We start from the raw sequence: 26,406 nt of genomic DNA on the forward strand, positions 1-26,406 counted from the left end.
ATGCTCTATGTCTTGACGATAGACGGATAAGTCGTAAAAAAGAGCGCCGTCGTTATATCACATCTCGGCCAATGGCCATCGCCGCTCGGATGTTTATTTTCGGGGCAGTCCGCTTGCGAGTAGCGCTGTCATTTTCATTGTGTTGCCGGCCGATACTGCAAAGCCTCCGCCAGATGTTCGCGGGTGATGTCCTTTTCCTGGCTCAGATCGGCCAACGTCCTGGCGACCTTGAGCAACCGGTGCGCCGAGCGCAGTGACAGGGTCAGCCGTTCACAGGCTGACTCCAGCCAGGTCTCATCGGCTGTGGATAACTTGCAGTGGCGACGCAGGCCTGGCAGATCAAGAAACGCATTGGCACATCCCTGGCGTTTCTGTTGTCGCTCGCGAGCCTCGGCTACCAATGCGGCTGCACTGGCGCTGTCTTCTCCTGGCTTTACCGCAGGGTTCAGCGCTGTCGCCTCACGCGCAACCGTCAGGTGTAAGTCGATTCGGTCCAACAGGGGACCCGACAACTTGTTGCGATAACGCTGAACCATGTCCGGCGTGCACGAACACTTGCCGCTGGGTTCACCAAGATATCCACAGGGGCAAGGGTTCATCGCGGCCACCAACTGAAAGCGCGCGGGGAAACGCACGCGATCCTTGGCTCGAGCGATCACGATGAACCCCGACTCCAAAGGCTCCCGTAAAACTTCCAGCACCTTGCGATCAAATTCCGGCAGCTCATCGAGGAACAGCACGCCGTGGTGGGCGAGGGTGATTTCGCCGGGTTGCGGTTTCGAACTGCCGCCGACCAGTGCCGGCCCGGATGCCGAGTGGTGCGGTTGACGGAACGGACGCTGCGGCCAATGAGTCAGCGGCGCGCCACTGGCAACTGATTGTATTGCCGCGACCTCCAGTGCTTCGCTCTCGGTCAAGGGTGGCAACAGCCCAGGCAACCGGCTTGCCAACAAGGTCTTGCCGGTGCCCGGCGGTCCGCTGAACAACAAGTTATGCGCACCTGCAGCAGCAATCAGCAGCGCGCGTTTTGCCGCCAGTTGCCCCTGCACTTCATTCAAGTCGGGATAAGGCTTGCTGGCGTGCATCAACCCGTCGGACACATACGGCTCAACCGGCGTATGCCCATTGAAATGCGCCACCGCCTCCAGCAAATGATCCACGGCGTAGACCTTCAACCCCGAAGCCAGGCATGCCTCCTCGGCATTCGCCCGCGGCACCACCAGCGCGCGCCCCGCCTTGCGCGCTGCCAACGCTGCCGGTAATACGCCGCGCACCGCTCGTACGGCGCCGGACAACGCCAACTCGCCCAGACATTCCACATCATCCAGCGTCAGACACGGCACCTGCACACTCGCCGACAGAATCCCCAAGGCAATCGCCAGATCAAACCGCCCACCATCCTTGGGCAAATCCGCTGGCGCCAGATTCAAAGTGATCCGCCGCGCCGGAAACTGCAGCCCGGAATTGATGATCGCGCTGCGCACCCGATCCTTGCTCTCCTTCACCGCCGCCTCGGGCAGACCGACCATGGTCAGCGACGGCAGACCGTTGGCAAGATGGACTTCGACGGTGACAGCGGGGGCTTCCACGCCAATCTGGGCGCGGCTGTGGACGATGGAGAGGGACATGGTCGTTCCTTGAGCTGAATCGGGGGCCGCTTCCTGCGGGTTTTTGAAGGGTAGTCTGGGGAGAGGGCGTTGGTCGGACAGTTTTAAGGGCGAACTTTCACTGGATGTTGCTGAAGGCACTAATCCTCAGGCATAAAAAAACCGCCTGTCAGGCGGTCATTTTTGCGGTACTCAGGTTCCACCACCGGCAAGCCAACCATCGGGCTCCATTTCCTTGCCATAGGTCGCGGCCACTTTCAGAAAATGCCGCTGGCTGGCTGAAACTCTGTCCGGTAATCCGAGTGCCTCGGTACCCGGTTTGGACACCCGTGCCGGTTGGGTTTTCTGCTTCTTCTGTTTCATGGACACCTTACGTCTCGAACGCCTGCTGCCAAGGCTTCTAGATCCATAGACATAGTTTGTGCTCTGCTTGTATCGGGTAGCAGACAATATCGAAGTGAGGATGCTCACTCAATCAGGCGAGGGGAAAGTCATTGTAGGACGCTGCTTACTTGAATGAAGGACATTGGAGCTGGCTAGCATGGTAGGCGTAGGCACTCCGCAAATAGTTCGGTGCTTTCACATGGATGCTTCGCAGTGGCCTCCGTGAGGTAAACGTGGATTATGGGTCACGCCCCTTAAAAATCGAGACGAAAAAAAACCGCCTTGAGAAGGCGGTTTTTTATATGCAGGCTTCGGTGAGGCCAAGGCCTGCTTATCCATAGCGGACACACTCGTGTTGCCCGAGATTATGCATATTTGACCGGTGGCGCAAGCATCATTGAAATTTCAGCCAATCAATCTATTAAAAGATTCGAGGACCGAAATCGGTTTGCTGGTACATGATAACGACTTGATACAACTTGTTTAAATGCCACGGCCGGACAGCGAATACCATTCGCCGTGACGATGCCCACTCATCGAGTGTTCGCAAAGTGTGGTCGGGAGCGAAAAAAATTCATGTTCCTCGACACGGTTTGAGACCCGTGCCGGTGCTGATCTTGGGGAGCCCACACCCGGCCGCCTTGGCGGACACACTCGTGTGTAGTCCCGAAGGTGTTCGTACGCCGGAAAGTGCATCGGAGGTTTGGCCCCACGCAAGGAGGGCCAAAGTATGTCTAAGTTTCTTAAACATATGTGGCGCCTCGTCAGGATCGCGTTATGGGCTTTTCGCCTGTACGAGATTCTGCGAGACCGTTGGAATAATTCGTTGTAAGGATTGATCTGACGGAAACCGCTCCTGTCTCGGCAGGAGCGGTTTTATTGACATTTCGACATACATACTTCGAATGTTTGCCAAGAACGGGAAGGTCGTGCCGACCTTCAATTGCTAGCAGGCTAGCTCCCACAGGGAATTGCGGGGTTATTCGGCTGGCGGCGTCAGCTTGGCTTCCATCTCGGCAACCTTGGCTTCGAGACTCTCAAGTCGGGCACGAGTGCGCGCCAACACAACCATCTGGCTATCAAATTCTTCGCGGCTGACCAGATCGAGTTTGCTGAACGCACTTTGCAGCAGCATCTTGAACTGGCTTTCGATTTCGGCTTTCGGCAGCGGGGTGTCGCCGCTGAACAGGCGGGAGGCGGTGCCGCTCAGGGCGTCGAGGAAGTCTTTGGGCGCGAGCATGGTGGATGTCCTGGAAACAATGGCCGGCAGTGTATCACGCAGTGTCTATAGTCAATCTCGTGGTCAGGGATGCACGCTTTTCGCGCAGGCGGACGGACGGCGACGCACCGTTGTTGTGCGTATCCGCAGGGCCTTTTGCACGGGACGGCTTGCGGCAGCGGCCAAGGGATTGAAATCAGGGGATTTTGGCGAGATGGCAAGGTTTCTGCTTAGTCACCTTCGACCCATGCACTGATGCAGTCGCTGTGACGAATGCAGTGCGGCAGACGGAGCGGGGAGTTTCGTCGGCAGCGGTTAGCTGGCGTCAGTCGGGCAGGTACGGCCGACGATGCGTTACAAAGCCAGGCACTGCGCTTAGACTTGAGTCGGGTTTGTTTTCCTGGGGCAAGTCCACCAATTCGGGAGAGAGTTTTCATGAAGCTAGTCACTGCCATCATCAAGCCGTTCAAGTTGGACGACGTGCGCGAGTCGCTGTCCGAAATCGGCGTGCAGGGCATTACCGTTACTGAAGTCAAAGGCTTCGGCCGGCAGAAGGGTCACACCGAGCTGTATCGCGGCGCGGAATATGTGGTCGATTTTCTGCCCAAGGTGAAAATCGACGTGGCCATCGACGACAAGGATCTGGATCGGGTTATCGAGGCGATAACCAAAGCGGCCAACACCGGCAAGATCGGTGACGGCAAGATCTTCGTGGTCAATCTGGAACAGGCGATTCGCATCCGTACCGGCGAAACCGATACCGACGCGATTTAAACGCCGCCACAAACCCCAACGCCCCAGGAGAAAACAATATGACTCTGCGTAAATTCGCAGGGCTAGGAGCCCTGTTGTCTATCGTAATGCCCGGCCTTGCTATGGCGGCAGACGAAGTGGCGGCCCCGGTCCTCAATTCCGGCGACACTGCCTGGATGCTCACCTCGACAGCCCTCGTGCTGTTCATGACCATCCCCGGCCTGGCGCTGTTCTACGGCGGCATGGTTCGCTCGAAAAACATTCTTTCCGTGATGATGCAGTGCTTCGCCATTACCGGTCTGATCAGCATCCTGTGGGTCATTTATGGCTACAGCATTGCGTTCGACACCACCGGCATGGAGCAGGGCGTCGTCAACTTCAACTCGTTCTTCGGCGGCATGGGCAAGGCGTTCCTCGCCGGTGTCACGCCTTCGAGCCTGACCGGGCCTGCGGCGTTGTTCCCCGAGGCGGTGTTCATTACTTTCCAGATGACCTTCGCGATCATCACCCCGGCGCTGATCGTCGGTGCGTTCGCCGAGCGGATGAAGTTCTCCGCGATGCTGATCTTCATGGGCATCTGGTTCACCCTGGTTTATGCACCGATCGCGCACATGGTCTGGTCCGGCAACGGCGGCCTGATGTGGGACTGGGGCGTACTCGACTTCGCGGGCGGCACCGTGGTGCACATCAACGCCGGTGTGGCCGGTCTGATTGCCTGCCTGGTATTGGGCAAGCGTAAAGGCTTCCCGACCACCCCGATGGCGCCGCACAACCTCGGTTACACCCTGATGGGCGCGGCGATGCTGTGGGTCGGCTGGTTCGGCTTCAACGCCGGTTCCGCTGCAGCGGCCAACGGCACCGCCGGCATGGCGATGCTGGTCACTCAGATCGCTACCGCTGCTGCCGCACTGGGCTGGATGTTTGCCGAGTGGGTCACCCACGGCAAGCCAAGCGCACTGGGCATCGCCTCGGGTGTGGTGGCCGGTCTGGTCGCAATCACTCCGGCTGCTGGCACGGTGGGCCCGATGGGCGCACTGGTGATCGGTCTGGCGGCGGGCGTGGTGTGCTTCTTCTGCGCCACCACCCTGAAACGCAAACTCGGTTATGACGACTCCCTGGACGCGTTCGGCGTACACGGTATCGGCGGTATCCTCGGCGCGATCCTCACCGGTGTTTTCGCTGCACCGTCGCTGGGTGGCTTCGGCACCGTGACCGACATCGCCGCACAAGTGTGGATTCAGTGCAAAGGTGTCGGCTTCACCGTCATCTACACCGCGATCGTCACCTTCATCATTCTCAAGGTGCTGGACGCCGTAATGGGTCTGCGTGTGACCGAGGAAGAAGAGTCGGTTGGCCTCGATCTGGCACAACACAACGAACGCGGCTACAACCTGTAAGTACGCGCATTAAAAACTTGCCCGGTTCGCCGGGCATTTTTTTGTCTGGAATTTGTCATTCAGAGAGCAGCTGAAAGGATTTTTCGTACGGCTTTGGTCGTGTTTACGACGGGCGTTTTTCTGCGGCCAATGGCTTACATCATTGCAGGAATATTAGGGCCTTTGTTTTTTCCCAGAGCGCGCTAGAATGCGCCCCGAACGTGCGGAGAACTGTATGTGGCAACAGACTCTGATAACCCTGCGGGCTCGGCCCCGGGGCTTTCATCTGGTAACGGACGAGTTACTCGCCGGCCTGCCTGAACTCAGGGAGTGCCGGGTCGGTCTGTTGCATTTGTGGCTGCAGCATACCTCGGCGTCGTTGACCATCAACGAGAACGCCGATCCGGCGGTACGTCGCGACTTCGAACGATTTTTCAATCGTCTGATCCCACAAGGAACAGACGGCTATGAGCATAACGACGAAGGCCTGGACGACCTCCCGGCGCACTTCAAGGCCAGCGTGCTTGGTTGCCAGATCAGTCTGCCGGTTTCGGCGGGTCGCCTGGCACTGGGGACCTGGCAAGGCGTTTATCTGGGCGAGCACCGTGATCATGGCGGTGCTCGAAAAGTCCTCGCCACCTTGCACGGTGAAGGGGCATAAACCGTTGGTCACCAATGGTTACTGATTTTTTAACGGCGACTTTCGACAGTTGCCAAAGCTGGTCTATAACTAATCTGCTTTTCGCAAGTCATGAGGTAGAACATGAGCGACGATGATCTGGAAAACGACGACCTCGAAGTAGGCGACGAAGACGAGGCCGAGGAAGGTCTGGAAGCAGCAGCGGAAGACGTTGCTGACGACGATGGCGGTGACGATACGCCGGCTCCGGCTGCCAAAGGCAAAGCCAAGGCTGCGGTGTCGGTAGACGAGTTGCCGAGCATTGAAGCCAAGAACAAGGAACGCGACGCCCTGGCCAAGGCCATGGAAGAGTTCCTGTCGCGTGGCGGCAAGGTTCAGGAAGTGGAGGCCAATGTGGTCGCCGATCCGCCGAAGAAGCCAGACAACAAGTACGGCAGCCGCCCTATCTGAGGCGTGCCGCTGGCTTGCTGAAAAAGCCCGCCGTCGCTGCGGGCTTTTTCATGTCTGGAATTCGGGACGCGCCACGATCCCCCTGTAGGAGTGAGCCTGCTCGCGATAGCGGTGTGTCAGTCAGCCCAGATGTATCTGACACACCGCTATCGCGAGCAGGCTCACTCCTACAAGGGAACTTTGTCAGTTCGAGAGGGCATTCCAGCGGGCAAGCACCGCTGGCAAATCACTCAGGCTGCGAATCTCGGCATCCGGCAGACGATCCGCTTCCCAGACTTTGCCCGCCGGGTTAAACCAGATTGCCCGCAACCCCGCCTGTTGCGCTCCAGCAATGTCATCACCCGGATGATCACCAATATGAACTGCGGTTTCGGCCGTGGCGCCGCCACGCTGCAACGCTTCATGAAACAACCGGGCATCCGGTTTGGCGATGCCGATGTCTTCCGCGCACAACGCAAACTTGAAGTAGTCCGCCAACCCCAACCGCCGCACATCGGCATTGCCATTGGTGACCACGCCAAGCGCATAGTGATTGGCGAGAATCTCCAGCACGGGCTCGACTTCGGGGAACACTTCGATCTGATGCCGCGCATGCAGAAACACTTCAAAGCCCTTGTCTGCCAAGTCGGTGGCTTCGCCATGGGCGTACCCAGCGTCTCCCATCGCATGCAACAACACCCGCCGACGTAGAGCGCTGATCCGATGCTTGAGTCCCGGCTCGTTGGCCAGCACCCGCTCGCGGATCGCCCACAAATGCTCCACCGGCACCGCGCCCAGGTTCGGCGCGTGTTCGCTCAGCCATTCGCGCAATACCGCTTCGGCGCTGACGATCACCGGAGCGGTGTCCCACAAGGTGTCGTCGAGGTCGAAGGTGATCAACTGGATGCTCATGAATCGTCGCCTTTCATGCGTTTGGCCCGTGGATGGGCGCTGTCGTAGACCGCCGCCAGGTGCTGGAAGTCCAGGTGGGTGTAGATCTGCGTGGTCTTGATGTCGGAGTGGCCGAGCAATTCCTGCACCGCGCGCAGATCCTGCGAGGATTCGAGCAGATGGCTGGCGAAGGAGTGCCGCAGCATGTGCGGGTGCAGGTTCTGTCCCAGTTCGCGTTCGCCGGCCAGTTTGACCCGCACCTGAATCGCTCGCGGGCCGAGGCGCCGGCCTTGCTGGCTGACGAACACGGCGTCGTCTGCGGGGTTGGTCATGGCCCGTAACGGCAGCCATTGTTCCAGTGCTTCGCGGGCCTTTTTACCCACTGGCAGCAGACGGGTTTTGCTGCCTTTGCCAAGCACTTGAACCATGCCATCGGCCAGATCAAGTTGATCAAGATTAAGCCCGGTCAGCTCGGAGAGGCGCAGACCGGAGGAGTAGAACAACTCCATAATCGCCTGATCGCGCCGCGCAAGAAAATCATCCTCGACCGCACCTTCAAGCAGTTGCAGCGCACGGTCAGTGTCGAGGGTTTTCGGCAGGCGACGTTCACCTTTCGGCGGTGCCAGACCGGTCGCCGGATCGTGGTCGCAGAGACCTTCTCTATTCAGATAGTGATACAGCCCGCGCACCGCCGAGAGCAGGCGGGCGAGGCTGCGCGAGGATTGACCTTGCGCATGCAGGCGTGCGATCAGGCTGCGCAGGCGTTGAATATCCAGCGCGGCCCAGCTGCCGATGTTCTGTTTGACGCACCAGCCGAGGACTTTGTCGAGGTCGCGGCGGTAGGCCGACAGCGTGTGCGGCGACACCTGTCGCTCACTGCGCAGGTGTTCGCAGTAAGCGTCCAGTTGCCGTTCCATGCTCAGCGTACCGAGCGCAGGGGGCTGTTGACCCGTGGCAGCACGCGGCCCATGACTTCGGCGATGTAGCTGAGGAACAGCGTACCGACCGAACTCTTGTAGTGCTGCGGATCACGGCTGGCAATTGCCAGAATGCCGTGGATGCCTTGATGGCTGACGGCGACCACAGCGGTGGAGCCGATCTGCTTGCGCTGTTCTTCGCCGAAGAGGAAGTCCAGTTCGTGCTCACGCAGGCTGCCGCTGACGCTTTTGCCTTCGGTGAGCAGGCCGCCGATGGCGACTTGTGCGTCGGCGTGAGTGACCCAGCGACCAACCGGCGCGGGGTTGTCGCCGAGCAGGATCAGGCTGACAAAAGGCACCTGAAAGTCCTGACGCAAACTGTCTTCGACGCTGATCACCACGTCTTCCAGGCTGGCGGCGTCCATCAGAGAAAGAATCAGGCGGCGAGTCTTGTCGAACAGCCGATCGTTGTCGCGGGCGACGTCCATCAACTGTGAGAGGCGATGACGCATCTCGATGTTGCGGTCGCGCAGAATGGTCATCTGCCGCTCGACCAGCGAAACGGTATCGCCACGCTGGTGCGGAATGCGCAGGGCGGGCAGCAGTTCTTCGTGCTCGACGAAGAAGTCCGGATGAGCCTCCAGGTATGCGGCAACCGCTGCCGCCTCCAGGCTCTCGGACGCTGATTCGTCGGACTGTCGGGCGGGTACCTGAGGCTTATCGGTCATGGTTTCTGCTCACTCAAAGACGTACTTGTCCTTCGTATACACGCACTGCCGGACCGGTCATCAGCACCGGTTGGCCAGGGCCCGCCCATTCAATGGACAGACGCCCGCCAGGCAGGTCGATCAATAGTGGCGAATCCATCCACCCCTGACTGATGGCCGCGACAGCTGCGGCACAGGCGCCGGTACCGCAGGCCTGGGTTTCCCCGGCACCGCGTTCCCACACGCGCAACTGCGCACGGTTACGGTCGATGACCTGGAGGAAACCGACGTTCACTCGCGCCGGGAAGCGCGGATGGTGTTCGATTTTCGGCCCCAGCTCATGCACCGGTGCACTGTTGATGTCCTGCACGCGCAATACCGCGTGTGGGTTGCCCATGGAAACGGCGGCCAGTTCAACCGTGGTGCCGTCGACTTCCAGCTGATAGCTGATGGCCTGCGCCGGCGCTTCGAACGGAATGTCCGCTGGCACCAGACGCGGGGCGCCCATGTTCACGCCGATCTGGCCGTCGTTACGCACATCCAGCTCAATGATGCCGCCCTTGGTCTCGACGCGGATCTGCCGTTTCGCGGTCAGACGCTTGTCGAGCACGAAACGCGCGAAGCAGCGCGCACCGTTGCCGCACTGCTCGACTTCCGATCCATCGGAATTGAAGATCCGGTAACGGAAATCCACGTCCGGATTGCTCGGCGCCTCGACGATCAGCAACTGGTCGAAACCAATGCCAGTGTGGCGGTCGCCCCATTGCTTGGCGTGCTTTGGCTGAATATGCGCGTGCTGGCTGACCAGGTCGAGAACCATGAAGTCATTGCCCAAGCCGTGCATTTTAGTAAAACGCAGCAGCATGGGTTACTCCGGCAGCAGGCTTTCGCCGGCAAACAGCTCGGCCACGGTTTCGCGGCGGCGCACTTCAAAAAACTGGTCTCCGTCTACCAGCACTTCAGCGGCACGGCCACGAGTGTTGTAGTTGGAACTCATGACAAAACCGTAGGCACCGGCCGAATGCACGGCCAGCAGATCGCCTTCGGCCAGGGCCAATTCGCGATCCTTGGCGAGGAAGTCGCCGGTTTCGCAGATCGGGCCAACGATGTCGTATTTGCGCGCAGCGGTGTCACGCGGTTTGACCGCCGTGACGTCCATCCACGCCTGATACAGCGCCGGGCGGATCAGGTCGTTCATCGCCGCGTCGACGATGGCAAAATCTTTGTGCTCAGTGTGCTTGAGGTACTCGACCTGAGTCAGCAGCACGCCGGCGTTGGCAACGATGAAACGGCCCGGCTCGAACACCAGCGCCAGATCACGACCGTTCAGACGCTCGCGCACGGCTTTGATGTAGTCGGCGGCCAATGGCGGCTCTTCATCGCGATAACGCACGCCCAAACCGCCACCGAGATCGATATGGCGCAGGTGAATGCCGCAATCGCCGAGACGATCGACCAGATCCAGCAGACGGTCGAGGGCATCGAGGAACGGTGGCAGCGTGGTCAGTTGCGAACCGATGTGGCAGTCGACGCCGACCACTTCCAGGTTCGGCAGATGCGCGGCGCGAACGTACACGTCTTCGGCGTCGGCAATGGCGATGCCGAACTTGTTCTCTTTGAGACCGGTGGAAATGTACGGGTGGGTGCCAGCATCGACGTCCGGGTTCACCCGCAGCGACACCGGCGCGCGAACGCCCAGTTCGGCGGCGACCACTTGCAGGCGCTCGAGCTCGTCGGTGGATTCGACGTTGAAGCAGTGCACGCCGACTTCCAGTGCGCGGCGCATGTCGTCACGGGTCTTGCCGACGCCGGAGAAGACGATCTTGTCAGGGCTACCGCCAGCGGCGAGTACACGCTCCAGTTCACCACGGGAAACGATGTCGAAACCGGCACCGAGGCGGGCCAGGACATTCAGTACGCCGAGGTTGGAGTTGGCTTTGACCGCAAAGCAGACCAGGTGCGGCATGCCGGCCAAGGCATCGGCGTAAGCCAGATACTGAGCTTCGATGTGCGCACGCGAGTACACATAAGTAGGCGTACCGAAGCGATCGGCGATGGCGGACAGCGCCACGCCTTCCGCGAACAGTTCCCCGCCACGGTAGTTAAAAGCGTCCATGGCGATCCCTTATTGGTAAACGTCGTGCTTGTGTGCTTTGGACGGCTGCTTCTGCGAAGACTGGGCTTGTTCTGCCGGGTCCTGATCGTCATCCGGCAGGTACAGCGGGCCTTTTTGACCACAGGCCGAAACGAGGCAGGCAACCGCGACGAGCGCAGCAAGGGAAGAGATCAGGCGCTTCATGGCGAAATCCTTGAAAATGCGTTAATTGCGCCGGAGTATACCGGCCGCCCGGCAGCTTGCCTATGCGAGGGGGTTCCCGTCCGGCGGGGCTCGTCCGTGAGCACTGGTAACCCTGTGGGAGCGAGCTTGCTCGCGAAAGCGGTATGTCAGTCGCCATCGATGTTGAATTTTCCGGCGCCTTCGCGAGCAAGCTCGCTCCCACAGGGGGCAGTGCTGGACGGGAAACGGTGCTTGGTCGTTAATCTTTGCAATCGGCCGGCAGCGTCCGTATCTTTCGGCGCTTGAGCCTGATCAGACATTTTTTGAGGTTGCCGCAATGAGTTTGTCCGAAGCCCGTTTTCACGATCTGGTCGATGAAACCCAGGAAAAACTGGAAGACATCTTTGACGAAAGTGATCTGGATATCGACATGGAGAACTCGGCCGGTGTGCTCACCGTCAAGTTCGAAAACGGCTCGCAGCTGATCTTCAGCCGTCAGGAGCCGCTGCGTCAGCTGTGGCTGGCGGCGGTGTCCGGTGGTTTCCACTTCGACTACGACGAAGAAAGCGAGCGCTGGATGTGCGACAAGAGCGAAGAGCAATTGGGCGAAATGCTCGAGCGCATCGTCAAGCAGCAGGCGGGTGCTGAATTCGACTTCGAAGGCCTGTGATTCTGTGACTGACACTGCGCCTGTTCGTCCACCGAAGCCGCTTTACAGCAACATCAGCCCGGCCGTGCCTTCGCCGTGCAGCGGTGTGTGCCGACTGGACGAGCAAAAGGTCTGCCTCGGCTGCTTCCGGCATGTCGAAGACATTCGCGAATGGCGTTCGGCGGACGATGAGCGCCGGCGAGTGATTTGCGCGCAGGCGTCCCGGCGCAAGCAGTGCGGCGGGGCGTGACTTGTATATTTTTTGAGCTGTGATAGTGTCCGAACACGCCTCAACCCATCGAGGCCTGGTGAAAACCCCGTCTTTTTTGGCGGGGTTTTGCTTTTTTTGTGTGCAGAAGAAAGGAGTCTGCCCGGATCATGACCGCACCTTCCATCACCCTTACCCGTCTGGACGTGCAACGTCTGGAGCGCCTGATCGACAGCCTGGATGACACGCTGCCGGGCGTGATTGCGCTGCAAACCGAGCTGGACCGCGCCGATACCGTGGTCGGCCACGATGAGGTGCCCGCCGATGTCGTGACGATGAATTCCCGTGTGCACTGCCGCGAAGAAGGCAGTGGCAAGGACTATCACCTGACGCTGGTCTATCCCAAGGATGCCAACGCCGATGAAGGCAAGATCTCGATCCTGGCGCCAGTCGGCAGCGCACTGCTGGGCCTGAAGGTCGGTCAGCACATCGACTGGCCGGCACCAGGCGGCAAGACCCTCAAACTGACCTTGCTGGAAGTCGAATCGCAGCCGGCCAACGGTGGCGCGTTTCCCGAGTAACCCGCCTCAGACCTGTTCGAGTGCCTCGTTCAGGGCGCGCTCCAGGTCAGCCTTGTAGCGCAGATACAGATTGCTTGAACTCTGCCCGTCACCGAGCAGGCCCGAAAGGTCGAGGTCGGTGATGTAGCAGCGATAGCGTTCGCTCTCGCGGCGCTGCTCGACAATTTCCCGGGCGACCACGCTGAACAGCTGGTCGCCATGTTCCAGTTCGCTGAATTCCCTTTGATTGCAATACAGGGTGACTTGCACTTCGCCCGGTGCGGCTTTGCCGACAATTGCCTGCACGTCATAGAACGGCTTGTTCACCGGCGTCTGCGGTGCCGGCCGTGCTTCGACCCGGCGCGCGCGTCCCGGACCTGAAGGCAATAACTGGTAATACAAAGTGTCGAGACGGCCGTCGGGACCAGCGTCCATCGGCAGCACGGCTTCGCGGCGGAACAGGATCGATTGCAGGAAACGCTGCAACGGCACCAGCAGACTCTGCTCGTCGTGATAAGGCAAATGCTGCTGCCACAGTGCGTTGAACTCATCCAGAACATACAGCTCGGCCTGCTGCTCGGTGATGCGGTAGAACACTTGAATGCATTCCGGCTGGCCCATCGGCAGGATCAAGGCAAGGTCGTGATCTTCCAGCGCCATTGGGTCCAGATGCAGCGGGCTGTAGCGCGGCTGCTCTTCACCGAGGTAATCGAGCAGGGCCGGCAGGGTGGCGAGGGCGACGTGGTTGACCTGGCCCGGCACCAATTCCAGCACGTGATAGTGCTGCTGCACTTGAATCAGATAGCGGTGGTTCAGCTCGCTGAGCAACAGGTTCTGTGCGGTGTCGACGATTTCCTCGACCCGACGGGCAATGAACTGCGCGCGGTTGTGGCAGAAACAACGCACCTTCAACGACGGCTGCAGTGGCCCGCGTGGCAAGTTGTTGAGGTAATCGCGCAGGCAATCGAGCAGGGCGTGCGGGCCATCGAAGCGGTTGACCAGCACTTCGTTCCAGCTGTTGAGCGTCACTTGGTCGAGCGTCAGCACGAGGTTTTCGCGCACGCCGGCGTAACTCAGCGAGTCGGTACGCTCGGTGGTCATCAGGATGTTCAGGTCGCGGTGATGCTTGAGCGGGTCGATACCGACGTTGACCAGCATCAGCACTTCGCTCGGCACGGCGGCGCGCAGCAACGGCTCTTCGGCGACGGTAGGCAAGGGCAGGGCGATGCACTGTTGCAGGCTGCCGAGCAGGTTGAACAGCTCGAACTCGCTCAGGTCGCTGGTGCCGGGGTGCAGGGCCAGGCGCGTGCTGCTGTCGATCACGCCGTTGCGGTGACACCAGGTCAGCAGTTCAAGCAGTTCGCGGCTGCGTTTGATTGGTGCGAAGTGTTCCCACTCAAGTGCCGTGAGGCTGCCGTTGTACAGGCCCCACTGGGTTTGCCCCGGCTCCTTTTTATTGCGCGACTGCACCAGGGTCAGGGTGTCCTCGGCCAGGTCCGGGGCGATGCCGGGGTTGATGAACTCGACCTTGTCGGCCTTGCGTTCGAAGGCGGCATAGAGCCGGCGGCCGAGCACATTGAGGTCACGTTTGTTGATCAGGCTGACAGTCTGCTCAGTGCGGGCGAACTGGGTCAGAAAGCGATAGCTGTAATTCAGCTCGTTGACCAGTGCGCGGCGTTCGGCGCTGACCTGACGGACTTTCCACTGGCTGCGGCTATCCAGCAGCGTCAGTTGTCGCTGATCCCAATGCCATTCGCTGGCCAGCCGCTCCAGCAACGAACGTTGCCAGCTCTGGGTGCGGCTGTTGCCGGTGAGCTTGCGGTTGACCTTCAGGTACAGCGCGCGGCGTACCAGTTCCAGCCGTTCCGGTTCGTTGCGCGCAATGAGGTATTCCTCGATGCGCCGGTACACGACCATGTACGGATCCAGCTCATCGAGATCGAGCTGATTGGCGAACACGGCTTTTTTGAAGCGCAGGCTCAAACACTGCACCTGCGGGTGTTCGCTGGCGTAGACCTCGGTCAGCAGCAGTTTCAATACCGACTTGTAGGGCGACTCGATGCCTTTGAACAACTGCCACAATCCGGCACCAATGAACTCGCCCGGCGGAATCCTCGCCAGATGGCCAAGGTCAAGGGTTTCGTCGGCGCGGATAAAGCGCTTGGACAGCAGGGTATGGGTGTAAAGGTCGTAGGCGGTTTCTTCGTAAACCGGCACCAACCACCAGATCGGTGTGCGCCCGGCCAGCCAGATCGCGGTGCGGTAGAACTCGTCGAGTAGCAGATAGTGCTGCGTGGACCCGCAGTTTTCCGAACTGAGCTGAGTGTCGCGTTCGCCTTTGACGAAGCGCACCGGATCGATCAGGAAAAAATGTGCCTCGGCGCCCTGACTCGCGGCCCAGGCTTCCAGCAACTGACATTTCTTGCTGAGCTCGGCGAGTTCGCTTTCGCTCAGATCCGGCGCGTGGCAGACCCACACGTCCATGTCGCTCTGATCGGCCTGCGCCAGCGTGCCGAGGCTGCCCATCAGGAACAGGCCGTGAATCGGCCGCGGTGGATTGCTGCCGTGGCGCGGCTTGTAGGAAAACGAACGGGTCAGGCGTTGCGCTTCGGCGAGGGTGTTGGCGTCCGGCTCGTAATTCGACAGGCCGGCCGGCGTACTGCCCGAGACATAGCCCGGCAGCAGCGGATGATTGACGTGGAAGAACAATGGCAACAGCGTCAGTACGCTCTGTTGGCGTGGCGACAAGCCTTCGAGGGCGCGGCCGAGTCGGCCTTCATTGAGTTTGAGAAAGCGCGCGCGCAGTTGGCTGAGGACTTTGCGGTCAATGCCTTCGTCCAGGTCGGGGCGGATTTCGTGGGTGCGCGTCATGTCAGCTCAAACCGGCTCACAGGCTCGGACGTAGAGGGTCTCGGAATGTCAGGCAGTTTAGCCTTTGCGCGGCGGGACTTTTAAGCTGAATTTGTTTTTTGACGTCAGATTTCCATCGCGGGCGACCGGGCAGGCCCGCGGAAATCCCGTGGCAGGAGTTCCCGTGGGCAAAGTCGGGGAGGATCAGGCGGTTTCTTGCTCTCTCAGAATGGTCAGCACGGTTTGCACATTTTGTGCGGCGTCGCGACCGAGGCTGGTCAGATAGCCGCCATCGGGCTGATCGGTCAGGTCTTTTTCAAAGAGGCGTTTGGCGGCAGAAATATGTTTCGGGGCAGCGGTCTGATGAATTTTCAAACCTTCCTGGGAACTGTCCAGGGGAAAGAGTGCGAGGACTTCCAGTTCGGCAACCAACTCAGGGGTAAGCGACATAAGGACTCCAGACTTTCTAGGAATTGGACGACAGCGTCCCTAAGGTGAACCCGCTTTTGCGGCATGTCCAGTGCTCAGATCAGGGATTTTGTCTTGAGGCGGATTCCAGTGTAGTCGGGGCCCGAGAGTTGGCTGGATGGATGGGTGACAAATTGTGTGGGAGCGAGCCTGCTCGCGAAAGCGGTGTGTCATTTAGCGTTGTTTTTGCTGATACACGGCATTCGCGAGCAGGCTCGCTCCCACAAGGGGATGTGTTTGGCTTACTGCTTTTCTGGCGGTAATTCCGGCAATGCACGCAGCGCCGCTTCGTACCACTCGGTATCGAACGGGCGGTCTTCATCGAGCATCGCGTCAATCTCATAGGCCAGCACGTGCGCCATCAGATTGAGGATCTCTTCGCGCTCGACGCCCACCAGGGTCAATTTGTTGAACGTCGCTTTGGCTGTCGGTGGGTTGTCGCTTTCGATCTGGTTCTCGATGGCTTCGATCAACGTAGCCTCGGTGAACTCTTCTTCGTCATTGTCGATGTCTGTCGGGTCGCTCATGGCAGGCTCCTCAAGGAAAGGCGCCAGTTTACCCGCATTCAGCGGGGTGATGCTGCTGGCGCGATTCGCCTGCACGATCTATAAACAGGCCCTGCCCACCCCGCACGGCCTGGAGGCTATGTGATGTTCAAGCTCTACGGATTCTCAGTCAGCAACTACTACAACATGGTCAAACTGGCGCTGCTGGAAAAAGGCCTGCCGTTCGAGGAGGTCACGTTCTACCCGACGCAGACCCCGGAATCACTGGCCATCAGTCCGCGCGGCAAAGTCCCGGTGCTGGGTGTTGAGGCTGGTTTCATCAACGAAACGGCGATCATCCTCGAATACCTCGAACAAACCCAGAAAGGCACACCGCTGCTGCCGAGCGACCCGTTCGAGCGCGCGCAGGTGTTGGCGATTGCCAAGGAAATCGAGCTGTACATCGAGCTGCCGGGGCGTGCCTGTTATGGCGAAGCATTTTTCGGCATGAGCCTGCCGGACGCGATCAAGGAAAAGACCAAGAGCGAATTACTGTTGGGTTTTGCTGCGCTGGGACGACACGGTAAATTCTCTCCGTACGTGGCGGGCGACAGTCTGAGCATTGCCGATTTGTATTTCCTCTACAGCGTGCCGCTGGCCTGTGCGGTCGGGCAGAAGCTGTTCGGGATTGATTTGCTGGCAGAGATGCCGCAGGCGAAGGCGTTGCTGGAGCGGCTTGAGCAGAATCCGCATGTGCAGAAGATTGCGGCGGACAAGGAAGCGGCGATGCCTGCGTTTTTGGCGATGATCGCTGCCAAGAAGTGATTTTTTTGCTGTTCTGAAGGTCGCATTCGCGAGCAGGCTCGCTCCCACAGAGTTATGTGCTGAAACACGATTACGTGTCCGACGCAAAACCTGTGGGAGCGAGCCTGCTCGCGAAGCTTTTGACTTTTAGCGGCCGGCCAACAGCGCCTGACCGCGAACCACAGCAGCCTTGACCTGCGCCGGCGCAGTGCCGCCGATATGGTCACGGGCATTCACCGAGCCTTCCAGGGTCAGCACGGCAAACACATCCTGCTCGATCTGGTCGCTGAACTGGCGCAGTTCTTCCAGGCTCATCTCGGCCAGATCCTTGCCCGTGTCCACGCCGTACTTAACGGCATGGCCAACGATCTCGTGGCAGTCACGGAACGGCAGACCACGGCGCACCAGATAATCCGCCAGATCGGTCGCGGTGGAGAAACCGCGCAGCGCCGCTTCACGCATGATCGCGTGCTTCGGTTTGATCGCCGGGATCATGTCGGCAAAGGCCCGCAGCGAGTCGCGCAGGGTATCGGCGGCGTCGAACAGCGGTTCTTTGTCTTCCTGGTTGTCCTTGTTGTAGGCCAGTGGCTGGCCCTTCATCAGGGTCAGCAGGCCCATCAGTGCGCCGAACACACGGCCGGTCTTGCCACGCACCAGCTCTGGCACGTCGGGGTTTTTCTTTTGCGGCATGATCGAGCTGCCGGTGCAGAATCGGTCCGGCAGATCGATGAACTGGAATTGCGCGCTGGTCCACAGCACCAGCTCTTCGGAGAAGCGCGACAGGTGCATCATCGCGATGCTCGCCGCGGAACAGAATTCGATGGCGAAGTCGCGATCGGAGACGTTGTCCAGCGAGTTGCCGCCGACGGCGTCGAAACCGAGCAGTTGCGCGGTGTATTCGCGGTCGATCGGGTAGGTGGTGCCGGCCAGCGCGGCGCTGCCCAGTGGCATGCGGTTGGTGCGCTTGCGGCAGTCGACCAGGCGCTCGTAATCACGGCTGAGCATCTCGAACCAGGCCAGCATGTGGTGACCGAACGTCACTGGCTGCGCGGTTTGCAGATGGGTGAAGCCCGGCATGATGCTCGCGGCTTCACGCTCGGCTTGCTCCAGCAGGCCTTTTTGCAGGCGGGTGATTTCGGCGAGGATCAGGTCGATCTCGTCACGCAGCCACAGGCGGATGTCGGTGGCGACCTGGTCGTTGCGGCTGCGCCCGGTGTGCAGCTTTTTGCCGGTGACGCCGATGCGATCGGTCAGGCGTGCTTCGATGTTCATGTGCACGTCTTCGAGGTCGATGCGCCAGTCGAACTGGCCGGCCTCGATTTCGCCCTGAATGGTCTTCAGGCCATCGATGATGCTGTCGCGCTCGGCATCGGTCAGCACGCCGACCTTGGCCAGCATGGTGGCGTGGGCGATCGAACCCATGATGTCGTGGCGATACAGGCGCTGGTCGAAAGTGACGGAGGCGGTGAAGCGGGCGACGAAGGCGTCGACGGGTTCACTGAAGCGGCCGCCCCAGGACTGATTGGTCTTGTCAGTGCTCATGAATTCGCTCGTATCGGCTTGAAGAAAAAAGGCGTGAAACGCTGGCGCGGATAATAACAGGGTTGCCCAGACTGTCGCTGACACCGGTCGATACGTTTTTTTCTCATTGTGTGCGCCATAGTCGGCGCTGCGCCCGGGGGATTTGCTCAAGGATATTTTTCGATTGAGCAATATCGGCCCGACGAGCGTCTACAGTAGGACATAAGGGTCGGCGCGAACGCGGATCGCGCAAAGGTCTGGCCGCCGACTATAAGAAGAGGGGGGTGGGTGTAATTGTCCTTCGGCAATCCCCGTGAAAAACGCAGGAAACAGCGGGCTTCGAGCAGTACGACCCGGGCACTGGCAAATATTGCTGGCCGACGTACGGCACTTTTTGGCGCTCGGGCTAGTCTTAGCGTGGATCGCGGTGACGGACGTCACTTCACCTGTCTACGCTATCCTTGTGCGAGACTCACGCAGGAATCCAGCGCAATATGAATGTCCTGATCGTTGATGACGAACCACTGGCTCGCGAGCGCCTCAGCCGAATGGTGAGCGAGCTCGAGGGCTACACAGTTCTGGAGCCCAGCGCCACGAATGGCGAAGAGGCGTTGGCACTGATCGACAGCCACAAGCCGGATATCGTGCTGCTCGATATTCGTATGCCGGGCCTCGATGGCCTGCAGGTTGCTGCCCGTCTGTGCGAACGCGAAACGCCGCCGGCCGTGGTGTTTTGCACCAGCCCCGATGAATTTGCCGTGGAAGCCCTGCAGGCCAGCGCCGTGGGCTATGTGGTGAAACCCGTGCGAACCGAACATCTGCATGACGCCCTGAAACGGGCTGAACGTCCCAATCGGGCGCAACTTTCGGCCCTGACCCGTCCCGCTGCCGAAAGTGGCAACGGCCCGCGCAGCCATATCAGCGCCCGCACCCGCAAAGGTATCGAACTGATTCCGCTGGATCAGGTGGTCTATTTCATTGCCGACCACAAATACGTGACCCTGCGTCATGAGGCGGGTGAAGTGTTGCTGGACGAACCCCTCAAGGCGCTTGAGGATGAATTCGGCGAGCGCTTCGTACGTATCCACCGCAACGCGCTGGTCGCCCGTGACCGCATCGAACGTCTGCAACGCACGCCGCTGGGGCATTTCCAGCTATTCCTCAAAGGCCTCAACGGTGATGCGCTGATCGTCAGCCGTCGGCATGTGGCCGGTGTGCGCAAAATGATGCAGGGGCTGTAACCCGGTCATTCCGGGCGGTCCTTCTTTCTTTTACCAGGCATTGCCGGCCAGGGAGGCCGCGCCGACTCTGATTCAAGTCAAAGTGGATTTGGCTGAGCTGTTATTATCCGCCGTATCTATTCAGTACGGATTGATCCATGTCCTCTCGCGAAATCCGCATCGCCACCCGTAAAAGTGCGCTGGCCCTCTGGCAGGCCGAATACGTCAAAGCCCGTCTGGAAGCGGCCCATCCGGGCCTGCTGGTGACGCTGGTGCCCATGGTCAGTCGCGGCGACAAGCTGCTTGATTCGCCACTGTCGAAGATTGGCGGTAAAGGCCTGTTCGTCAAGGAGCTGGAAACCGCGCTGCTGGAAAATGAAGCCGATATCGCCGTGCACTCGATGAAAGACGTGCCGATGGATTTCCCTGAAGGCCTCGGTCTGTTCTGTATCTGCGAACGCGAAGATCCGCGCGATGCCTTCGTTTCCAATGCCTATGCAAGCCTCGATGCGTTGCCTGCCGGCGCCATCGTCGGTACCTCGAGCCTGCGTCGTCAGGCGCAATTGCTGACGCGCCGCCCGGATCTGCAAATCCGCTTCCTGCGCGGCAACGTCAATACGCGTCTGGCCAAGCTCGATGCCGGCGAGTATGACGCGATCATCCTCGCCGCTGCCGGTTTGATCCGCCTCGGTTTCGAAGACCGCATCACTTCGCCGATCAGCGTCGACGACAGTCTGCCCGCCGGTGGCCAGGGTGCGGTCGGCATCGAATGCCGCAGCGCCGATACGGAAATCCACGCCTTGCTCGCACCGCTGCATCACGCCGATACCACGTCGCGCGTGACTGCCGAGCGCGCCCTCAACAAACACCTGAATGGCGGCTGCCAAGTGCCGATCGCCTGCTACGCCGTACTCGAAGGTGAGCAGTTGTGGTTGCGTGGTCTGGTCGGTGAGCCGAGCGGTGGCAAGCTGCTCAGCGCCGAAGCTCGCGCGCCACGTGCCGATGCCGAAGCGTTGGGCGTGAAGGTCGCCGAAGACCTGCTCAGCCAGGGTGCAGCCGATATTCTCAAAGCGGTCTACGGCGAGGCAGGTCACGAGTGACCGGTTGGCGCCTGCTGCTGACGCGCCCTGCGGAAGACTGTGCGGCGCTGGCGCAGACGTTGGCCGAGCAGGGGATTTTCAGTAGCTGCTTGCCGCTTCTGGACATTGTTCCACTGCCGGTTTCTGAGACGATTCGTCAGGCGATGACGCGGTTGCGGTGTTGCAATGCGGTGATCGTGGTCAGCAAACCGGCGGCGCGCATTGCGCTGGATCTGCTCGACGACTCGTCTGCGCTGGCGATGCCCTGGTTCAGTGTCGGTGCGGCGACCGCGCAGATCCTGCTCGATCACGGCATCGACGCACACTTCCCGGTTGACGGTGATGACAGCGAAGCCTTGCTGCAATTGCCGCGTCTGCGTGAAGCGCTCAGCCAGCCCTGTGCCAGGGTGTTGATCCTGCGCGGGGAGGGCGGCCGCGAGTTGCTCGCCGAGCGCTTGCGTGAGCTAGGTGCTAGTGTCGAGTATCTGGAATTGTATCGACGCGACCTCCCGGACTATGCGCCGCAAGAACTGCCACGGCGGATCGAAGCGGAACGCTTGAACGGGCTGGTGGTCAGCAGTGGACAGGGTTTCGAGCACCTGCGCCAAATGGCCGGTGATGCCTGGCCGACAATCGCGCCGTTGCCGTTGTTTGTACCAAGCCCAAGAGTCGCCGAGCTGGCACGTGCCGCCGGGGCTCAAACAGTTGTGGATTGCCGCGGCGCGAGTGCTGCGGCTTTGCTGACGGCGTTACGGGAGCATCCCGAACCCGTTTTTTAATGCAAAGGATGGATACGTGAGCGAAACAGCCTTGCCCAAAGATGACGTCCAGCCTGTGATTGAAACCCAGGTTGAAACTCCACCGCCGGCCACAGAGCCGCGCCGAGGCAATGGACTGGCGATCGTCGCCTTGTTGCTCGGCGCTGCCGGCGTCGCGATCGGTGGCTGGGGTGTCTGGCAGGTCCGTCACCTGCAGACCAATACTCAGCAACAGTCCGGTGAAGTGCAGGCATTGAATGATCAGGCGCAGAGCCTGAAGCTCAATGAACAGCGTTTGACCGAGCGCCTCGCGCAGTTGCCGGGTGCCGACGAACTTGCCGAGCGTCAGCGTCTGGTGACGCAGCTTCAGGGCGATCAACAGCGCCTCAATCAACGTCTGGAAACGGTGTTGGGTGCCAGCCGCAAGGACTGGCGTCTGGCTGAGGCCGAGCACCTGCTACGTCTGGCCAGCCTGCGTCTCTCGGCATTGCAGGACATCAGCAGTGCTCAGGCGCTGGTGCAGGGCGCTGACGAAATTCTTCGTGAGCAAAACGATCCGGGTTCTTTCGCCGCTCGCGAGCAAGTGGCGAAAACCCTGGTGGCGCTGCGCAGCACCGCGCAACCGGATCGCACCGGGTTGTTCCTGCGCCTCGGCGCGCTGCGTGATCAGGTCATCGACCTCACCGAACTGGCGCCGGAGTACAAGGATCGCGGCGAATCGCTGTTGGGCCTGACCGCCGACGGTGACGGCGCCAGTCGTTGGGCGCAGTGGTGGGATCAGGTCTCGCGCTACATCCGTATCGATTTCAATGCCGACAAGAATGTGCGGCCGCTGCTGGCCGGGCAGAGTCTGATTCAGGTGCGTCTGGCCCTGAGCCTTGCGCTTGAGCAGGCGCAGTGGGCAGCGCTCAACGGGCAGGCGCCGGTCTACACCCAGGCACTGGCCGAAGCACGTGATGTGCTCAAGGGCAATTTCAACCCGGACAATCCGCAAAGCAAAGTGATGCTCGAACAGGTCGGTGAGTTGAGCAAGGAACCGGTCACGGTCACGACGCCGGATCTGGCTGGTACGCTGAGTGCGGTGCAAGCCTATCTTGAACGGCGCAACGTCAACGCCGAAGAGTCGGTGAAACCCTTTGCCAAACCTGCCGCCAACACCGCGCAGGAGACCACGCCATGAAACGCCTGTATGTGATCGTGTTTCTGGTGATCGCGGCGACGGCGGCACTGGGTCTGGCGATTGCCGAGCACTCCGGTTACGTGCTGGTGGCCTACAAGAGCTTCCGCTATGAGTCGAGCCTATGGGCGACGCTGGCGGTGATCGCAGTGTTGTGGCTGCTGATCTGGGGCATCAAGGCGCTGGTCGAATTAGTCATGACCTCCAGTGGCGTGGTCAATCCATGGTCGCGCCGCAACCGCAGTCGCCGTGTCCAAGTGGCGATCGAGCACGGTCAACTGGATCTGGCGGAAGGTCGTTGGGCCAGTGCTCAGCGTCATCTCTATCGAGCAGCTGAAGCCGAGCGTCAGCCATTGCTGTACTACCTCGGCGCTGCCCGCGCAGCCAATGAGCAAGGCAATTACGAAGAGTGCGATCGTTTGCTGGAGCGCGCACTGGAGCGTCAGCCTCAAGCAGAACTGGCCATCGCTCTGAGTCATGCGCAGTTGCAGACCGACCGTGGCGATACCGACGGCGCCTTGGTCACCCTGCAAGCGATGCACGATCGCCATCCGCACAATGCGCAGACGCTGCGCCAGTTGCAGCGCTTGCATCAGCAGCGCGGCGAATGGTCGGCGGTGATTCGTTTGCTGCCGGAGTTACGCAAGGACAAAGTCTTGCCACCCGCCGAATTGGCTGAGCTTGAACGCCGCGCCTGGGGTGAAAACCTGACGCTGGCAGCGCAGCGTGAAGAGGATGGGACCGTTGGTTTGCAGTCGCTCACGCGCGCCTGGCAGCAACTGACCTCGGCGCAGCGTCAGGAACCGCCGCTGGTGTTGGCTTACGCCGAACAGTTGCGCCAGTTGGGCGCTCAGGTCGAAGCGGAAGAGGTGCTGCGCACCGCCCTCAAACGCAAATACGACAGTCATCTGGCCCGTCTCTACGGGCTTGTGCGCGGTAGCGATCCAGCCCGTCAGTTGCAAACCGCTGAAGGCTGGCTGAAGGATCATCCGAGCGATCCGAGCTTGCTCTTGACCCTCGGCCGACTGTGTCTGCAAACCAGTCTGTGGGGCAAGGCGCGGGATTATCTGGAAAGCAGCCTGCGTGTGCAGCGCAATCCTGAAGCCTGTGCGGAACTGGCGCGCCTGCTCGCACAGTTGGGCGATACCGAACGCAGCAATCAGTTGTTTCAGGAAGGCCTCGGTCTGCTCGACGAACGCCTGCTGGCGGCGCCGTTGCCGGTTCTGGCTCACGTCTGAAGAGGTGAGGGAGGATGCTCCCTCGCTTACCTTTTGTGGCTGAAATTTCAACTCCAGTGAATGCCCGAGGTAAATTCCTACGCCGGGCTACACCAATTCCTCTCTAACCTGTCGGGTTTTCCCTACACCTCTGGTGAACTGTCGGCAGGGCCTCGCCTTGAAAGGCTGACACGCTTTCCTCTACCGTAACCGTCTGTCTCTACTGTTACGGAAAAGCCATGTCGTTGGCCTGCTCACGCTCCTTGTTCTTCATGGCTTTCACTGCGGGGGCCTTTGCTCTGGGAGCTTCCTATTATCTTGAATACGCTGTCGGTCTGACGCCGTGCAGCCTGTGCCTGGTGCAGCGCCTGTTCCTTACGCTGCTGTGCGTATCCAGCGGTGTGGCGGCGGTGCACGGCCCCATGCGTGTCGGTTTGTGGTTCTACTGGCTGATGACGCTGGGCGCGAGCCTTGGTGGCACTACGGCTGCCTGGCGGCAGGTGTTGATCCAGAGTGATCCGCTGCTGCATCTGCTCAATTGCTCGCCAGCCCCCGAGACATTATTCAGTGGTCTGCCGTGGATCTGTGCTCTGCAAACGATGTTTAGTGGCGGTGCCGATTGTGCGGAAATTTCCTGGACGCTGTTCGACCTGAGCATCCCGGAATGGAGCCTGCTGTTCTTTGTCGCGGTCTCGATTCTGGCGGTGTATCAATTGTTGCGGCTGGTCTGGAGTGCTCTGCAACGCCCGCTCAGCGGCGAAGCGTCGCACCCGGTGCTGCAGCGGGATTAAACACTTGTATGAACTTTATCTCCTGCGTACCTTGAAGCCATAGGCGTGCGGGCATAATCTGGCCCGCACGTGTCATTGGAATTATGTTGTTCGATGACGCTCTGCCCGGCCGACCCCCAAGGCAAAATCAAAAGAGGGGCGCGGGTGTAGAGCAGCATGACCCACAAGGGAAGAGAGATCGCCATGCTCGAAAGTTGTCAGAATGCTCAGGAACGTTGGGGTGGAGTTCATCTGCTGATCGACCGCTGGTTGCAAGAGCGTGAAGAGCTGATCGGCGCCTACGACAAACTCGGTGCGCAGCCTGAGTCGCTGTCCGAGAGCCGCAAGCCCTTGCAGGAATTCTGTGGTGTGTTGGTCGATTACGTGTCGGCCGGGCATTTCGAAATCTATGAACAGCTGACGGGCGAAGCCAAGGCGTTCAACGACAAGCGTGGTCTTGAACTCGCCGAGACGATCTATCCGCGTATCGATGTCATCACCGAGAAGCTGCTTGCGTTCAATGACCTGTGCGATGAAGGCAAATGCGTTGCCGAGAAATTCAAAGAGCTCGGTGGCTTGCTGCACGAGCGCTTCGAACTCGAAGACTGCCTGATTGAAGTGCTGCACACAGCACACAAGGAAGAAGATCCGGTCCAGGCCTGATCCTTTTCTCTGATCGAAAAAAAACGGTGCGCCCAAAGCGCACCGTTTTTTATTGCCTGCTCAACTGGTTGCGCCGCGCAACTCCACTTCAAATACCAACGGTGTAAATGGCGCGATCAAGTCGCCGGCACCGTCGGCGCCATAGGCTTGATCTGACGGAATCACCAGGCGCCATTTCGCGCCCACCGGCATGTTCTGCAACGCGGTGCGCCAACCGGCAATCACGCTGTCGAGATTGAACCATTGTGGCTGCGTGTTCTGATCGAACACGGTGCCATCCGGCAACCGTCCGACATACAGCACCTGCACTTTTCCATCGGGGCCGGCCTTGGCGCCGGTGCCAGGATTGAGCTCGGTGAGCAGGATGCCATCGGCCAATTCTTTCACGCCGGGTTTGGCTTTTTCAGCGGTCAGAAAACGTTGCTCGTTTTCCATCGCCGCATCACTTGAAGGCTGTGCAGAGTGCTCGGCATTTTGCGCTTCATGATCGGCCAGAATCTGTTCGATGCGTGCTTCGCTCAGTGCCAGCGGCTTGCCTTGATAGGCTTGTTGCAAGCCGTCAACCAGCGCCTGAATCTGCAATTGCGGGACTTCCTGACGCAGCCGTTCACCGAGGCTGGCGCCGAGGCTGTAGGCCAGATCGTGAGCATCGTTCGCGGTGGTTTTTTCGTCGGCGTGAGCGACCGAAAAAACCACGCAGAGGGATAAAAAAAAGTAGCGCGACATGGGCACTCTCCGTCCTGAGATGCGGTGGATTATGCCAGCGCGAACGTCTG

The 26,406-nt window shown here is 60.0% G+C and carries 29 protein-coding genes and 1 pseudogene; 16 read left to right on the forward strand and 14 right to left on the reverse strand.

What is annotated here, in order from left to right:
• Positions 1–134 precede the first annotated feature (134 nt).
• From ACWR1S_RS02345 to ACWR1S_RS02355, 3 genes are all read right to left on the reverse strand, one after another.
• Positions 135–1,628 carry a YifB family Mg chelatase-like AAA ATPase gene (locus ACWR1S_RS02345; protein WP_454562298.1) on the reverse strand — a complete coding sequence of 498 codons (1,494 nt, stop codon included), beginning with the start codon at positions 1,626–1,628 and terminating at the stop codon, positions 135–137.
• Between the two features lie 171 nt (positions 1,629–1,799).
• Positions 1,800–1,970 (reverse strand): hypothetical protein, encoded by a 171-nt coding sequence (locus tag ACWR1S_RS02350; protein ID WP_171057229.1) that lies wholly within the window; start codon positions 1,968–1,970, stop codon positions 1,800–1,802.
• 1,000 nt (positions 1,971–2,970) lie between these two features.
• Positions 2,971–3,231, reverse strand: coding sequence for an accessory factor UbiK family protein (locus tag ACWR1S_RS02355; RefSeq protein ID WP_007920416.1), 261 nt, complete (start codon positions 3,229–3,231; stop codon positions 2,971–2,973).
• 414 nt (positions 3,232–3,645) lie between these two features.
• Between ACWR1S_RS02355 and glnK the strand changes: the two genes are divergently transcribed.
• The 4 genes from glnK to sutA all read left to right on the forward strand — a co-directional run bounded on the left by glnK (position 3,646) and on the right by sutA (position 6,429).
• Positions 3,646–3,984: a P-II family nitrogen regulator gene (gene glnK / locus ACWR1S_RS02360; protein ID WP_002555808.1), complete on the forward strand. Its 339-nt coding sequence runs from the start codon at positions 3,646–3,648 to the stop codon at positions 3,982–3,984.
• A gap of 38 nt (positions 3,985–4,022) precedes the next feature.
• The gene (locus ACWR1S_RS02365) at positions 4,023–5,360 is read left to right on the forward strand and encodes an ammonium transporter (protein WP_141125908.1); all 1,338 of its coding nucleotides are present in this window, start codon (positions 4,023–4,025) and stop codon (positions 5,358–5,360) included.
• A gap of 214 nt (positions 5,361–5,574) precedes the next feature.
• On the forward strand, positions 5,575–6,000 hold the full coding sequence (locus ACWR1S_RS02370) for a secondary thiamine-phosphate synthase enzyme YjbQ (RefSeq protein WP_007920418.1): 426 nt from the start codon (positions 5,575–5,577) through the stop codon (positions 5,998–6,000).
• 102 nt (positions 6,001–6,102) lie between these two features.
• Positions 6,103–6,429 (forward strand): transcriptional regulator SutA, encoded by a 327-nt coding sequence (sutA, locus tag ACWR1S_RS02375; protein WP_007920420.1) that lies wholly within the window; start codon positions 6,103–6,105, stop codon positions 6,427–6,429.
• Between the two features lie 183 nt (positions 6,430–6,612).
• Here the strand turns inward: sutA and ACWR1S_RS02380 are convergent, their stop codons facing one another.
• Genes ACWR1S_RS02380 through lptM form a run of 6 tightly spaced genes read right to left on the reverse strand, consistent with a single transcriptional unit; the run spans position 6,613 to position 11,222 of the window.
• Positions 6,613–7,320: an HAD family hydrolase gene (locus tag ACWR1S_RS02380; RefSeq protein ID WP_454562299.1), complete on the reverse strand. Its 708-nt coding sequence runs from the start codon at positions 7,318–7,320 to the stop codon at positions 6,613–6,615.
• On the reverse strand, positions 7,317–8,216 hold the full coding sequence (gene xerC / locus ACWR1S_RS02385; RefSeq protein WP_454562300.1) for a tyrosine recombinase XerC: 900 nt from the start codon (positions 8,214–8,216) through the stop codon (positions 7,317–7,319). The genes ACWR1S_RS02380 and xerC overlap by 4 nt, the downstream gene beginning before the upstream one ends.
• Before the next feature lie 2 nt (positions 8,217–8,218).
• On the reverse strand, positions 8,219–8,944 hold the full coding sequence (locus ACWR1S_RS02390) for a DUF484 family protein (RefSeq protein WP_454562301.1): 726 nt from the start codon (positions 8,942–8,944) through the stop codon (positions 8,219–8,221).
• A gap of 13 nt (positions 8,945–8,957) precedes the next feature.
• Positions 8,958–9,788: a diaminopimelate epimerase gene (gene dapF, locus ACWR1S_RS02395; RefSeq protein ID WP_008084573.1), complete on the reverse strand. Its 831-nt coding sequence runs from the start codon at positions 9,786–9,788 to the stop codon at positions 8,958–8,960.
• A gap of 3 nt (positions 9,789–9,791) precedes the next feature.
• Complete coding sequence (gene lysA / locus ACWR1S_RS02400; protein WP_150694243.1) at positions 9,792–11,039, reverse strand: diaminopimelate decarboxylase; 1,248 nt, start codon at positions 11,037–11,039, stop codon at positions 9,792–9,794.
• A gap of 9 nt (positions 11,040–11,048) precedes the next feature.
• On the reverse strand, positions 11,049–11,222 hold the full coding sequence (gene lptM, locus ACWR1S_RS02405; protein WP_007911098.1) for an LPS translocon maturation chaperone LptM: 174 nt from the start codon (positions 11,220–11,222) through the stop codon (positions 11,049–11,051).
• Between the two features lie 316 nt (positions 11,223–11,538).
• Here lptM and cyaY point away from each other — a divergent pair, with 316 nt between their 5' ends.
• The 3 genes from cyaY (at position 11,539) to rnk (ending at position 12,639) form a co-directional block, all read left to right on the forward strand.
• A complete protein-coding gene (cyaY, locus tag ACWR1S_RS02410; protein ID WP_007911100.1) occupies positions 11,539–11,871 on the forward strand; it encodes an iron donor protein CyaY in 333 nt (110 codons plus the stop codon).
• Between the two features lie 4 nt (positions 11,872–11,875).
• Positions 11,876–12,100: a DUF1289 domain-containing protein gene (locus ACWR1S_RS02415; protein ID WP_454562302.1), complete on the forward strand. Its 225-nt coding sequence runs from the start codon at positions 11,876–11,878 to the stop codon at positions 12,098–12,100.
• 128 nt (positions 12,101–12,228) lie between these two features.
• A complete protein-coding gene (rnk, locus tag ACWR1S_RS02420) occupies positions 12,229–12,639 on the forward strand; it encodes a nucleoside diphosphate kinase regulator (RefSeq protein ID WP_007911103.1) in 411 nt (136 codons plus the stop codon).
• Between the two features lie 6 nt (positions 12,640–12,645).
• On the opposite strand, the gene ACWR1S_RS02425 is transcribed toward rnk, so the two are convergent.
• From ACWR1S_RS02425 to ACWR1S_RS02435, 3 genes are all read right to left on the reverse strand, one after another.
• Positions 12,646–15,489, reverse strand: coding sequence for a class I adenylate cyclase (locus tag ACWR1S_RS02425; RefSeq protein WP_454562303.1), 2,844 nt, complete (start codon positions 15,487–15,489; stop codon positions 12,646–12,648).
• A 183-nt stretch (positions 15,490–15,672) separates the two neighbouring features.
• On the reverse strand, positions 15,673–15,918 hold the full coding sequence (locus ACWR1S_RS02430) for a TIGR02647 family protein (RefSeq protein ID WP_008084565.1): 246 nt from the start codon (positions 15,916–15,918) through the stop codon (positions 15,673–15,675).
• 260 nt (positions 15,919–16,178) lie between these two features.
• Entirely contained in the window at positions 16,179–16,463 is a 285-nt protein-coding gene (locus ACWR1S_RS02435; RefSeq protein WP_454562304.1) for a hypothetical protein, read from the reverse strand.
• Between the two features lie 123 nt (positions 16,464–16,586).
• Between ACWR1S_RS02435 and ACWR1S_RS02440 the strand changes: the two genes are divergently transcribed.
• Positions 16,587–17,246, forward strand: coding sequence for a glutathione S-transferase family protein (locus ACWR1S_RS02440; RefSeq protein WP_454562305.1), 660 nt, complete (start codon positions 16,587–16,589; stop codon positions 17,244–17,246).
• Between the two features lie 126 nt (positions 17,247–17,372).
• On the opposite strand, the gene argH is transcribed toward ACWR1S_RS02440, so the two are convergent.
• Positions 17,373–18,767, reverse strand: coding sequence for an argininosuccinate lyase (gene argH / locus ACWR1S_RS02445; RefSeq protein ID WP_454562306.1), 1,395 nt, complete (start codon positions 18,765–18,767; stop codon positions 17,373–17,375).
• Positions 18,768–19,040: 273 nt separating this feature from the next.
• On the opposite strand from argH, the pseudogene ACWR1S_RS02450 reads away from it, so the two are divergent.
• The 8 genes and pseudogenes from ACWR1S_RS02450 to ACWR1S_RS02485 all read left to right on the forward strand — a co-directional run.
• Positions 19,041–19,244, forward strand: a pseudogene (locus tag ACWR1S_RS02450) (sensor histidine kinase); the annotation flags it as partial.
• Positions 19,241–19,987 carry a LytR/AlgR family response regulator transcription factor gene (locus ACWR1S_RS02455; RefSeq protein ID WP_038359143.1) on the forward strand — a complete coding sequence of 249 codons (747 nt, stop codon included), beginning with the start codon at positions 19,241–19,243 and terminating at the stop codon, positions 19,985–19,987. The pseudogene ACWR1S_RS02450 and the gene ACWR1S_RS02455, both read left to right, overlap by 4 nt.
• Before the next feature lie 137 nt (positions 19,988–20,124).
• Positions 20,125–21,066: a hydroxymethylbilane synthase gene (gene hemC / locus ACWR1S_RS02460; protein ID WP_454562307.1), complete on the forward strand. Its 942-nt coding sequence runs from the start codon at positions 20,125–20,127 to the stop codon at positions 21,064–21,066.
• The gene (locus ACWR1S_RS02465; RefSeq protein WP_454562308.1) at positions 21,063–21,824 is read left to right on the forward strand and encodes a uroporphyrinogen-III synthase; all 762 of its coding nucleotides are present in this window, start codon (positions 21,063–21,065) and stop codon (positions 21,822–21,824) included. Before hemC ends, ACWR1S_RS02465 begins: the two co-directional genes overlap by 4 nt.
• Before the next feature lie 16 nt (positions 21,825–21,840).
• Positions 21,841–22,983 (forward strand): uroporphyrinogen-III C-methyltransferase, encoded by a 1,143-nt coding sequence (locus ACWR1S_RS02470; protein ID WP_454562309.1) that lies wholly within the window; start codon positions 21,841–21,843, stop codon positions 22,981–22,983.
• Complete coding sequence (locus tag ACWR1S_RS02475; protein WP_454562310.1) at positions 22,980–24,218, forward strand: heme biosynthesis HemY N-terminal domain-containing protein; 1,239 nt, start codon at positions 22,980–22,982, stop codon at positions 24,216–24,218. The genes ACWR1S_RS02470 and ACWR1S_RS02475 overlap by 4 nt, the downstream gene beginning before the upstream one ends.
• Before the next feature lie 218 nt (positions 24,219–24,436).
• A complete protein-coding gene (locus tag ACWR1S_RS02480; protein WP_454562311.1) occupies positions 24,437–24,988 on the forward strand; it encodes a disulfide bond formation protein B in 552 nt (183 codons plus the stop codon).
• A gap of 183 nt (positions 24,989–25,171) precedes the next feature.
• Positions 25,172–25,630, forward strand: coding sequence for an Rsd/AlgQ family anti-sigma factor (locus ACWR1S_RS02485; RefSeq protein WP_016985889.1), 459 nt, complete (start codon positions 25,172–25,174; stop codon positions 25,628–25,630).
• A gap of 60 nt (positions 25,631–25,690) precedes the next feature.
• Here ACWR1S_RS02485 and ACWR1S_RS02490 read toward each other — a convergent pair whose 3' ends face one another.
• A complete protein-coding gene (locus ACWR1S_RS02490) occupies positions 25,691–26,356 on the reverse strand; it encodes an FKBP-type peptidyl-prolyl cis-trans isomerase (protein WP_454562312.1) in 666 nt (221 codons plus the stop codon).
• Positions 26,357–26,406 lie beyond the last annotated feature (50 nt).

This window comes from Pseudomonas sp. AIG (assembly GCF_977020205.1).